This is a genomic window from Stieleria sedimenti (assembly GCF_025060895.1).
Lineage (GTDB): Bacteria > Planctomycetota > Planctomycetia > Pirellulales > Pirellulaceae > Stieleria > Stieleria sedimenti.
Genome location: NZ_JANZKV010000153.1, coordinates 1 through 10,912 on the forward strand (window position 1 = coordinate 1; position 10,912 = coordinate 10,912).

The window sequence follows — 10,912 nt, forward strand, 5'->3', positions numbered from 1 at the left end:
AGCGTCCGGGCCTCCCCGTCGAGCTTAACTTAGCGGGATTGGCCTAAAGGCTAAACACCAATGGTGGCTGAATACCGTTTGACTGAAGCCCGTGCCCCACGGGCCTGCGCCCCTTTTTCTGCGGTCAAACGTTGACCGACCACTAGCGGACGCGGCGCATGTAGCTGACGAGGGACTTGTCGATTTCGGCGACCGAGGCGTCAAAGGTTTCTTCGAATATTTCGATCCGCTCGCGGCCGGTCAATTCGGCCATCGGTTTGCCGCTGCTCAATTTCTTCAAGTACTCCACGTACTCTTCCCGCCGCGTCTTGAGCAAGAAATAGGTCAATGCCCAACTTTCGGCGTAGGCATCGGTGGCGGTATCCGAGTTGCGAAACCGATCGTCGTCGGAGAGCAAGGTGACCAGTGAGTTGGGCGGCCGCACCGGCAAGTAGTCTCGCCATCGTTTCAGATTCACCTGGTTGACGCGACCGATCCCGCGCCAACGCGAGGCACTTTTAAAATCAGGTGATTCAAAAAACATCGCCAGCCCTTCGCTGATCCACATCGGGTTGTCGGCGAATCGTCGTTGCAGTCCGCAATTGTAGGCCAGCTGATGCGTGGCTTCGTGAATGATCGTCGCGACGTTGCGTTCCAGGTTGGGCATGTTGAACGTCGTCATCCGGTTGCTGGACAGATGGTAGTAACCGATGACCAATTGGGCCGTGTCCCCGACTTCCGCTCCGGCGTGTTTCAAAAAGTCATTGCGGTCGGCCATCACCAGGGCGACGAGCGGGAACTTCGGCTCGGGGAGTCGCCAACGCTGATTTTTCCAGAACGTGTAGAAACCTTTGTAGAGTTGCTCAAACAGCAAGCCGACCTGTTTGACATAGGCATCGGAAGTGTTGTGGGCGATCACATAGTGGGCGGTTTGATAGATGGAAAAGCCGCTTGGCAATTCCTGTCGCATCCGCTCGGCCATCTGGTCGGGGGTGAGCGGCTGCAGCGGCTCGTCGTCGGAATCGCGTTTGATGATTTGGTCGGGCTGGATCATCCAGATCCGACCGTCGTCACTTTGCAGCATCAAACCCCCGTCCTGTGCCTCGACCAGGATTTCGCCGACGACGGTGCGTGTCGGCATCGGCGCACCGTTGACCAGATCCGTTTTGTCCGATCGAAAGGTGACGGTTTCCACACCGATGGCCGGCGTCGCCACAACGGTCAGGCTGGTGAAGCAGAGAAGAAAAAATCGAATCGCAATCGTGTCGGCGTTGATCAACTTCAATCGAGCATCCTTGGAATGGGGATCCGTCGGGGGGCACGTGGGAAGGGGCCACTTCAGTCTGTTCCAGTGTACGTTATCACGCAGATCGCTTCCAACGTCTCGAACAAACGATTGCCAAGACGATGATCGAACCGACGTACCAAAACGCCAATGCGGCTTCCTGATTGCGTGCACCGCTATGCAGTAAAGCGAACAATCGCGTGCCCACGGTCACGACACCTGGTGGCAAGACGGGGAGCGTCGCCGGGACATCACCGCTGGCCATCACGGCTGTGGCGACCGCCGCGATGGCCAGCGGTTTGGCCAAAAGTGGTCGCTCGATCGACCAAACGCGGCCGATCCAGGCCAAGTCGAGTTTCGCGCTGTCCAGGATCGATCGATCGATCCCCGCATATCCCGCTCGCAGGATCCAGTACGCGACCGGCACGGCGCGGGCCAATAGGGCCACCACGGTCGGCAGCAATGTTTGGTGGTAGAGGGTTTGCAGACCCGGCATGGACAATGTGAAGAACCGCACCACCGTCAAGCCGACGACCGGACCGGGAATCAGAAACAGCAGCAGTGAAACGAGATCGACGGTTCGGCGGAGTCGGGGGCGTTGCCGCGTAGTCGACGCGATCACCCAAGCCAGCGGGACGCACACCGCGGCGGTCAGCGTCGCCAGGACCGCGGTCCAAAAGTATTCGCGGGAGAATTCTTGGGGCGCCGAGGCCAGCAACCCGATCGCCTGCCGCAGTGACCAGCCGACCGAGAACGTCGGTTCGGGATCCGCTGATACGGTGATCTGATGGCCGATTTTGACCAGCAAACCGCCCAGCGGAAATGCGAACATCATCGTCGCCAGAACCACCGCAGCCGACGCGGCGAGGTGGGCGATCATGCCCAACGGTTCGGTCGCATCGTCGGCGGAGCGATTTTGTTCCAGCAGTTGTACGTCCAATCGGCGTCGGCGGGAAACGGCGACGGTGGCGATGATCCCGATCGCGAGCACACAGGGCAGCACCAGGACGATCATGATGGACGTGATCGAGGGTTGCACGGCATGAAACAGATAGAACTCGTCGGCGAGGGTCCGCACGCCATACAGGTCGACGACCGTCATTTCGGTGGCGGCCAGGATCGCCGTCGCCAGCAGCCCCGTCACCACCCAGGGGGCGGCGATCGGCAACCGGATCCGCCACCAGGTCCAGATCGGTCCGCCATCAAGTCGACTTTGATCGATCACCTGGGGTGGGATTCGCGACGTGCCGAACCAGGTCGCCAGCGACACCAGGGCGGCCCCCGACAGTCCGTGGATCCAAACGCAGGCGACCAGTCCGCCGTAGCGGCCGGCCAGCCCGGTGTAGGTGCGCGAGGCGGTTTGGGAAAACGTCAGCCAGCCGAATTTGCCCGCCGTCGCCTCCCACGCGGCCGCATGCAGAATCATCGGGGTGGCGATGCAGGCGACCAGGCTGATCAGACAATACCCGACGACCGCCCGGCCGACGCGACGATGGCGTGGGACCAACGAAATCAAAAACGCCAGCGTGATCCCGATCCCCGCAGCGACCAGAACGCTGAGCCCCATCAGCTGCAACGTCAACAGGAGTGGACGGATCCAATGCATGAATCAGTACACGCGGATTTCGATGGCCGTCGACTCGCTCGGGCGTTCCATGATGGTTTGCTCGTAGGTCGGCGGCCCGACCAGACTGCGCGCGTTGTTGGAAAATCCGTAGGGTTCCACCGGGGCATTGAACAACGCCCGGTTCAGTTCGCCGTTGTCGTCCAAATCATGGTAGGCCGCGATCGCGAATTGTTCCGGCAAGATGCTGAGTTGGATTTCCCAAACCACAAATCCATCGATCGGAACCAGGGAGTCCTTGATGATCGCCCGATCGGGATTGCCAAAATTCTCCGCGGAATCGTAAACCGCGATCCGAATCGGGCCGGTGGAATCGAGCTGGCTGGTGGCGACGCGAATCAGGATCACGTTGGGCGGCAGCGATGGGACCTGATCGGTGTTGGCCACGGCGCCCAGATCGACGTCAAACTCGGACGTGTCTGGCGGGCTGGCCCAAATCATCGCCAACCCGATCAAGAAGATGACGCCTGCAAACGCCAGCAACAGGTTTCCGTGGCTTTCTTTCCAGGCGCGGCGGTAGCGGCCTTTCTCGTTCGGGGAGCGAAACGGGAGTTTGTCATTCTGAACGGGCATGCGATCAACGGCCGGGTGAGTCACCGAAGTTGAGTTCCAACTGAGTTTCGTCGACGGCTCCGCCGAACTCACGGTACATCAAACTGGGCTGAATGTCGCGGCTGTGCTGGTACTTGTCGCTGCAATACGCGGCGCCGTCACCGCGGAGCTGCTGATAGTAGATTTGGCAGATCTGCATTCCCGGAACGATTCTGACCGGTTGCACGCAATACATTTCCAAGGTCCAGGTGCCACAATAACCGACGTCGCCGATCGACCCTCCGGGATTGATGAACAACCCCAGCCGGCCCAGTGAACTGCGACCCTGGATCAGCGGCACCAGACCTCGCGTTTCGGTGTATTCGACGGTTCGGCCGAGGTACAAGACGTTGGGTTGCAACGTCAGCCCTTCGGCGGGAATTTCCAACCGGCGATAGCGATTGGGTGTCGCGACGTCGAGCACGATTTCCTCGTACACCAACAACTCGTCGTGCAGCGCCAGGTTGTATCCGTTCGGGTTCAGCCGAGCGGCATCAAACGGTTCGATTTTGATTTCGTCATTTTTCAGCCGCCGGTGAATCTCGTCGCTCGATAGAAGCATCGCCGTTCCGAATCGATCCAAATGGAAAAACCCGAGCCGGCAAACGATGCCGAGATCGGGCTATCCAGAGTGTAACAAATCTCAGTGACGTCGAGCGAGCGGCCACTATTTTCGTCGCTTGGCGGAGACTTTACCGCTGACGAAGACTTTCAGCGAATGGCAAGGCATTTCGACGGCCCGATTGCTGGGCGGCATCGGCCCATTCAAATCGGGATAGATGTCTCCGGGGGAATCCGCGGCGGTGTCCAGGAACAGGTTCCACTTCATGCCACGCCCGATCGCCGGCAATTGCTGGGTGCGCTCGTCCCCGGTGCTGTTGAACATCATCACCAGGTCGCGGCCGAGTCCGGCGGGATCTTCCGAGCGACTCGGGGCGGCGATGTAGGCCACCATGCTCAGATGGTGTTGTCCCCAGTCCAAGGGGCTGCCGTCATCGGCGTACCACGAGACGTCACGGATCAGCCGGCCATCGACGGGTTGGCCGGTCAAGAAGTGGATTCGCCGGACGGTCGGTTGTTGGCGTCGGAAATGAATCAGCGTCTGAACGAATCGCAGCAGATCCTTGTTTTTCTCGACCAACCGCCAATCGAACCAACTCAGGTCGTTGTCCTGGCAATAGGCGTTGTTGTTGCCACGGGCGGTGCGTCGGACTTCGTCACCGCTGACGATCATCGGGACCCCTTGTGACAACAGCAGCGTGGCGAACATGTTGCGGACTTGTCGCGCCCGAATGGTGTTGACGCCTTTTCGACGCGTCGGGCCTTCGACTCCGTAGTTGTCGCTGATGTTGTGGTTGTCACCGTCGCGATTGTCTTCGCCGTTGGCCGCATTGTGCTTTTCTTTGTAGCTGACCAGATCGTTGAGCGTGAAACCGTCGTGGCTGGTGATGAAGTTGATGCTGCAAAACGGAGGCCGTCCGGCGTGCTCGTACAAGTCGCTGCTGCCGGCCAAGCGGGTCGCCAACGCGCCCAACGTTCCGCCATCGCCACGCCAAAAACCGCGAACGTCGTCGCGGTAGCGGCCGTTCCATTCCGCCCAGCGGTGATTGCCGAACGAACCGACCTGATACGCACCGGCCGCATCCCAGGCTTCGGCGATGATCTTGGTGTCGGCCAACAACGGGTCTTCGGCGATCAGTTCCACCATCGGCGGGTTGGGGACCAGGTTGCCGCTGCGGTCGCGTGACAAAATGCTGGCCAAGTCGAATCGAAAACCGTCGACGTGGTAGTTGTGCACCCAATGCCGCAAGCAGTGGAAAATCATTTCGCGGACGACCGGATGGTTGCCGTTGAGCGTGTTTCCACAGCCGCTGTAGTTGGTGTAGTGCGTCCCTTCGCTGAGGATGTAATAGACTTGGTTCTCCAGTCCCTTGAACGACAACGTGGGGCCCTGCTCGTTGCCTTCGCAGGTGTGATTGAACACGACATCCAAGATCACTTCGATCCCGGCCGCGTGCAGCGCCTTGACCATCTGCTTGAATTCGTTGACCTGGGCGCCGGGCCGTTTGTCGTGGGCGTATCCGCGGTGCGGAGAGAAGAACGCCATCGGGTCATAACCCCAGTAATTGGGGCGTTGCGGCGGGTTGCCGTAAATGTCCAAGATCGGGAATTCGTTGACCGGCATCAATTCGACGGCGGTCACCCCCAGCGACTGCAGATAAGGGATCTTTTCGATCACACCGAGGTAGGTCCCCGGGCACTTGATTTTCGCGGTGCGGCTTTTGGTGAATCCACGAACGTGCATCTCGTAGATCACCGATTCGCTCAGCTCACGCCGCAGGTGTCGGTCGCCTTCCCAGTCAAAGTCGTCCTTGACGACGACGCACTTGGGGGGGCGAACGACACCGTCGGTGCTTTTTCCAAACGTTCCCGCGAGCGCTTGGGCGTAGGGATCGATCAAGCGGGCGGCCGAGTCGAATCGTTGCCCCTTGGCAGGATCCCACGGTCCGCTGGCTTGGTAGTGATACAGCTGGCCCGCTTCGAGCCCCTTGACGTTCAGGCTCCAGACATCACCCCAGCGATCGGTCTCGCGATCAAACTCGATGATGTCGGCCGGTTCCTGGTCGGTGACCTTGTTGTACAGCAGCAAACGCATTGCGGTTGCCGAGCGGCTGAAAACCGAAAACTGGATGCCGTTCTCCTGCAACGTTGCACCGAACGGCGGTTGGTAGGTGAACTGAAGGTTTCCGGTCGGTTGTCGCATAAGCATGTTGTGAGTGTCTCCTGCAATCCTTTCTAAACGCGTCTGTGGGGTGACACACCATGTGCCATCTCCAATGCGCCTGCATCACGTGCCTGCACAATGCTTGCCAGAAACCCTACCACCTACGGACCCGAGATCAGAAACCCTCGGGTAGGAGATTGGAAAACAGGCAGGCAGTCGATCACGCGATGACGCCTAGCGATGGATTGCCGAAGAAACCTCAGGAAACAGTTGGTGAAACGGTGACGGTCGGGACTATCAGCCGGGTTTGGAACCCGACATCTCTTAGTCAACCGGCACAGTTTACCGTTTTTCGGCGTATTTGGCGGCCTCCTTGACGGTCGGCGGCCGCCCGCAGGAGTGGGTGGATCATCGCAGCGCACTACACCGGGGATAACGGCGTTCTGATTGCCAGACGGCTACCAGAGCCGGGGTGAGGATGTCAAACTGGCGATTGCTGACCAGACTTCCACTTCAATCTTGACTGCTGACCCCCCTCCATGGCTGCGACTTACAAGGACGCCGGCGTCGACCTCGACGTGTACGCCGAATCAATGCGGCGTTTACCCAAACTGATGCACCGCACCTTTTCGCCGCGTGTGCTGGCCAGCGATGGAGGGTTTGCCGGGCTGTTTCAACTCGATTTCGCCGGCAAGTTGTTCGCCCGCAATTACGAACAACCCGTTCTGGTCAGCGGCACCGACGGCGTCGGGACCAAACTGAAGATCGCCCAGACCACGGGCATCCACCACACCGTCGGAATCGACCTGGTGGCGATGTGCGTCAATGACCTGCTCTGCACCGGCGCCGAACCGCTGTTCTTTCTCGATTATGTCGCGATGGGCAAAGACGACCCGGCGCGGCTGGAAAAGATCGTGCAGGGGATCAGCGACGGCTGTGTCGCCGGCGACATGGCCCTGCTGGGCGGCGAAACCGCGATCATGCCAGACATGTACGGCGATGACGACTATGACCTGGCCGGCTTTGCCGTCGGAGTCGTCGAGCGAAAACGCCTGATCGACGGCAAACAAATCGGCGAGGGCGATGTCGTGCTGGGCATCGCGTCCAGCGGGCTGCACAGCAATGGCTTCTCGCTGGTCCGAAAAATTATCGCCGATGCCGGCCTGACCTGGGACTCCACCCCCGACGCCCTGGGCGGCAAGACGATCGCCCAGGAATGCCTGACGCCGACTCAGATCTACGTCGCCGCCGTTCGCGCGATCCAAAACCACTATCGCGTCAAACAAGTCATTCACGGCTTGGCCCACATCACCGGGGGCGGTATCGAAGAGAATCTGGACCGAATCCTGCCCCCCGGCGTCGACGCCGAGATCGATCCCACCGCTTGGGAACGCCCGGCGGTGTTCCGCTTTCTGCAGGAAACCGGCAAGGTGGCCGATGCCGAGATGCGACGTGTTTTCAACATGGGTATCGGCATGGCCATGATCGTCAGCGATTTCTATGCCGCCAGCATCCAATCCCAGCTGAACGAGTTGGGGATTGCGGCCACACCGATCGGACGGATCACCTTCGGAACCGGCAAGGTCCGCTACCGGTCTGTCGATTGAATCGACCGGACGTGACGTCTAGCGGTAAACGAACTCGATCGGCGCTTCGATGTCGGGATGAATGCTTTGGTGAACCGGACACTTCCTCGCGGCCGTCTCCAGTCGGGTTCGCATCGCGGCGCCGGTGACCGAGCCGGCGGGCAATGTCACGACCGTCCGTAGACCCCCGATGCGCCGCACCGGTTGCTGGATCATCTCTTTGGTCACCGTGACCTCTGCCCCGGTGAGGTCCAATTCGTGACGCTCGGCAACGAGTCCCAAAATGGTCAACACACAGCTTCCCAGGGCGGTGGCGACCAGATCCGTGGGAGAGAACGATTCCCCCTTGCCGCCGTTGTCCAGCGGCGCATCGGTGGTCAGTGTTTTGCCGCTCGGACCGTGGGTGGCGGTGCACCCGAGCTGGCCGGTGTACACCCCGTGAATCTCGACAGCCATGTTTGCTACTCCTCGTCGCGCTAAACTGAATCGTGCTCGCCGAACTCGGCGGCGCCCCATTGATAGTCGAACAGATCGGCGGGGGGGATCCGGGGAGAGCGTTCAACCGGTCCGAAAGGTATGAGATTTTGGAAAATTTTCAGAAAACAAAACGTTTTTTCGAGCGTCTGATTAGCGTTAAGAGACGATTGCGGTAGATGGAGCAACATTACGCGTTTTGACTGAATCCGAAAACTTGACTCCGATTCGGGTCGACGTAGGCGTTGCCGCCTGATATTTCTGCGTCCCAGCAAAATTTGCATTTTTGTTTGTCACTTCTGCGGCCGAAGTTCGCTTGTTCCCTTAGCTGAAAACCACTTCTGCCGCTTGGGAGATAGCCCGATGGCTACTACACAATTTTCTGATTCGCGAGTCACGAACCTGATTCAGCGAATCGACTCGGTCCTGTGTGCCCACCACGAGCTCTGCAACCATCTCGCAGACCTCAAGATTTCGATGGAGGGGTCCCGCATCGTGCTTCGCGGTCACCTGCCGTCGGTGGCACTCAAGCAAGCCCTGGTGCCGGCGATCCGCCAAGCCGGCGTGCTCGGGCAGGTTTGTAACTGCGTGGAAATCGCCTGAGACCTGATCTGCGTCAGCCGCTTTCGCAAACGTCTTCCGCTTTTTGTTAGCGGAACGGCGCGAGCCGTCCGGTCGCGCTTCAAAAACACCGTGCAAGACCGGAGGGCTCGCGCCCTACCGCTAACAATAGACACCCCGCTTGGCGTCTAAAGTAGATGGCATTCCGCGCGAGCCGTTCGGTCTATTGAGCTATTTTCAAGCGAAACCGGTACGCCAGCAACGCGATCGGCACCAGCATGACGGCCCAGGGGATCACGGCGACGGCGACGATCACCAATCCGGTCGCGATTTGGCCGATCGATCGAATCGAACCGCCCCAAGCCGCCGCGATTCGGTCGCTGAACGTCGGTGCTGCCGGCGGTTGGTAGGTCGCTTCTTCGACCACCCGCAGGGTCACCGTGGCCAGCGACGTTTGGTCCTTCAACACACGCATCCGACCTTCCATGCGTTCGATCTCTTCGCGGACGCGTGAAAGTTCCCGTTCAATTTCCATCAAATCGGTGAGCTTGCCGGGGCGTTGCTCAAGCATCGCGAGGATGCGTTCTTCCAGTTTCTGTTTGTTGCTGATACGCGCTTCTAAATCGACGTAGGCCTCGGTGACATCGTCGGACGTCTCGCTGCGGGATCTCGCAAAACCGATCGAGTCCAATCCGGAGAGGAAGGCGTCGTAGTTGGCCACGGGAACGCGAATCACCCAAGTCCCGCCGCGATGGTCGCCGTGCCGGCGATCGCTGCTCCGCTCGGCGGCATAGCCGCCGTGGCTGCTGATCACACCGGAGATTTGTCGTTCGAAAACGGCGAAATCGTCGACGACCAATTCGACGTCGGCGGTGTAGATGATCTTTCGGTTGGACACCGTTCGCTCGACCGCTTCGGCCCCGGCAACCAGCGTGACAGGCTGGGTTTCATCCGCCGTGGGCGATTCGGCATGCTCGAGCACACTGTCAAAGTCCACGCTGTCGGCCTGCTGTCCACACCCCAACAGCGGCAAGCAGACGGCCAGGGCCGCCACCAGGTGTTTTGATTCCGCTTGAATGATCACGTTTTCGTCCTCGGAGGCGCCGTAAAATCTTGCACTACCGATCAGACGAGCGTGGAACCCATCCGGATTTTCGTTATTTGAGAAAACCGAAGGTTCGTCGATAGGCGGATCGACTCGCCGGACTTTCGCAAACACGGCAGGCGAGGGATTTTCATTCCGTCCGCAAGATTTTTTCCATCTTTCGACCCTTCGCCAACTCGTCGACCAACTTGTCCATGTACCGGACCCGCTGTGTCAACGGATTCTCAATCTCTTCCACCCGATGGCCGCAGATGACGCCCGTGATCAGATCCGCGTTCTTGTTGACCTTCGCGGCCTGAAAGAATTGCTGGAACGTTGATTCGCCGCTGATGTGTTTCTGCAGCGTCTTTTCGCTGAAACCCGTCAACCATTTGATCACTTGATGCAGCTCTTCTTTGGTCCGGCCTTTCTTCTCAACCTTTGCAAGGTAGTGCGGATACACGGACGCAAACGTCATGGTTGCGATGCGTTCATCGGGGTTATTAGCGCGGTTCATGTTGTTCAGTTATTCCATCGAAGTGGTGGGACGCTGAGGCATTATTCCGTGCCTCGCAGTACATCGGTCAAGTTCAGGTAGGTCTCTGGATCTCGCGGACTCAATCCGCTTGCGGAGCAGGTTTGACCCCGAGAGGGGTTGCAGCAAGTAGCCGGTGGTCGCCTTGGCGCACCACCGGAATCCCGAACTCGATTGCTTGAGGTTTTAGCGGCAGGGCGCGAGCCCTCCGGTTCTTCCTCTCTGCCACAACACCGGAGGGCTCGCGGGCTGTCGATTGAGTCGGAATCTGCTGAGTCAATGGTGAGCCGCTGGCCGTAAGGCCTCGGGCGGGCGTCGGACTGCCCGGCTGCTTACGCGTCACGGCTCACAAAATCGACAGACCGCTCGCGCCGTCCCGCTAATTCCTTCAGTGCAAAACTTGGTGGCATTGATCGTCGGCTAGATCTCGGGTGAATCGACCGAATGGTTCACCTGCCGTACAATAGA

Annotated in this window: 10 protein-coding genes; 2 read left to right on the plus strand and 8 right to left on the minus strand. The window is 59.4% G+C overall.

What is annotated here, in order from left to right; all coding sequences use genetic code 11:
- Window positions 1-142: 142 nt before the first annotated feature.
- The 5 genes from NZK35_RS19870 to glgX all read right to left on the minus strand — a co-directional run bounded on the left by NZK35_RS19870 (window position 143) and on the right by glgX (window position 6,249).
- On the minus strand, window positions 143-1,264 hold the full coding sequence (locus NZK35_RS19870; protein WP_407699809.1) for a DUF1570 domain-containing protein: 1,122 nt from the start codon (window positions 1,262-1,264) through the stop codon (window positions 143-145).
- Window positions 1,265-1,340: 76 nt separating this feature from the next.
- Window positions 1,341-2,870 carry an ABC transporter permease gene (locus NZK35_RS19875; protein WP_259634272.1) on the minus strand — a complete coding sequence of 510 codons (1,530 nt, stop codon included), beginning with the start codon at window positions 2,868-2,870 and terminating at the stop codon, window positions 1,341-1,343.
- A gap of 3 nt (window positions 2,871-2,873) precedes the next feature.
- Entirely contained in the window at window positions 2,874-3,461 is a 588-nt protein-coding gene (locus NZK35_RS19880) for a DUF2141 domain-containing protein (RefSeq protein ID WP_259634273.1), read from the minus strand.
- A gap of 4 nt (window positions 3,462-3,465) precedes the next feature.
- A complete protein-coding gene (gene dcd / locus NZK35_RS19885) occupies window positions 3,466-4,041 on the minus strand; it encodes a dCTP deaminase (RefSeq protein WP_095741672.1) in 576 nt (191 codons plus the stop codon).
- Window positions 4,042-4,146: 105 nt separating this feature from the next.
- Entirely contained in the window at window positions 4,147-6,249 is a 2,103-nt protein-coding gene (gene glgX / locus NZK35_RS19890) for a glycogen debranching protein GlgX (RefSeq protein ID WP_259634274.1), read from the minus strand.
- Window positions 6,250-6,743: 494 nt separating this feature from the next.
- On the opposite strand from glgX, the gene purM reads away from it, so the two are divergent.
- Window positions 6,744-7,811, plus strand: a complete 1,068-nt coding sequence (gene purM, locus NZK35_RS19895) for a phosphoribosylformylglycinamidine cyclo-ligase (protein WP_259634275.1) — start codon at window positions 6,744-6,746, stop codon at window positions 7,809-7,811.
- A gap of 18 nt (window positions 7,812-7,829) precedes the next feature.
- Here purM and NZK35_RS19900 read toward each other — a convergent pair whose 3' ends face one another.
- On the minus strand, window positions 7,830-8,246 hold the full coding sequence (locus tag NZK35_RS19900; protein WP_259634276.1) for an OsmC family protein: 417 nt from the start codon (window positions 8,244-8,246) through the stop codon (window positions 7,830-7,832).
- Window positions 8,247-8,627: 381 nt separating this feature from the next.
- Here NZK35_RS19900 and NZK35_RS19905 point away from each other — a divergent pair, with 381 nt between their 5' ends.
- Window positions 8,628-8,867: a hypothetical protein gene (locus NZK35_RS19905; RefSeq protein ID WP_095741666.1), complete on the plus strand. Its 240-nt coding sequence runs from the start codon at window positions 8,628-8,630 to the stop codon at window positions 8,865-8,867.
- 181 nt (window positions 8,868-9,048) lie between these two features.
- Here the strand turns inward: NZK35_RS19905 and NZK35_RS19910 are convergent, their stop codons facing one another.
- Together NZK35_RS19910 and NZK35_RS19915 are read right to left on the minus strand one after the other, a co-directional pair.
- Window positions 9,049-9,909 (minus strand): DUF4349 domain-containing protein, encoded by an 861-nt coding sequence (locus NZK35_RS19910; RefSeq protein ID WP_259634277.1) that lies wholly within the window; start codon window positions 9,907-9,909, stop codon window positions 9,049-9,051.
- A 151-nt stretch (window positions 9,910-10,060) separates the two neighbouring features.
- Entirely contained in the window at window positions 10,061-10,426 is a 366-nt protein-coding gene (locus NZK35_RS19915) for a DUF2200 domain-containing protein (RefSeq protein WP_259634278.1), read from the minus strand.
- Window positions 10,427-10,912 lie beyond the last annotated feature (486 nt).

Excerpts from the sequence above, each read along its gene's own strand:
- NZK35_RS19875 (WP_259634272.1), bottom strand. The coding sequence starts at position 2,870 with ATGCATTGGATCCGTCCACTCCTGTTGACGTTGCAGCTGATGGGGCTC.
- NZK35_RS19880 (WP_259634273.1), bottom strand. The coding sequence starts at position 3,461 with ATGCCCGTTCAGAATGACAAACTCCCGTTTCGCTCCCCGAACGAGAAA.
- dcd (WP_095741672.1), bottom strand. The coding sequence starts at position 4,041 with ATGCTTCTATCGAGCGACGAGATTCACCGGCGGCTGAAAAATGACGAA.
- glgX (WP_259634274.1), bottom strand. The coding sequence starts at position 6,249 with ATGCTTATGCGACAACCGACCGGAAACCTTCAGTTCACCTACCAACCG.
- purM (WP_259634275.1), top strand. The coding sequence starts at position 6,744 with ATGGCTGCGACTTACAAGGACGCCGGCGTCGACCTCGACGTGTACGCC.
- NZK35_RS19900 (WP_259634276.1), bottom strand. The coding sequence starts at position 8,246 with ATGGCTGTCGAGATTCACGGGGTGTACACCGGCCAGCTCGGGTGCACC.
- NZK35_RS19905 (WP_095741666.1), top strand. The coding sequence starts at position 8,628 with ATGGCTACTACACAATTTTCTGATTCGCGAGTCACGAACCTGATTCAG.
- NZK35_RS19915 (WP_259634278.1), bottom strand. The coding sequence starts at position 10,426 with ATGAACCGCGCTAATAACCCCGATGAACGCATCGCAACCATGACGTTT.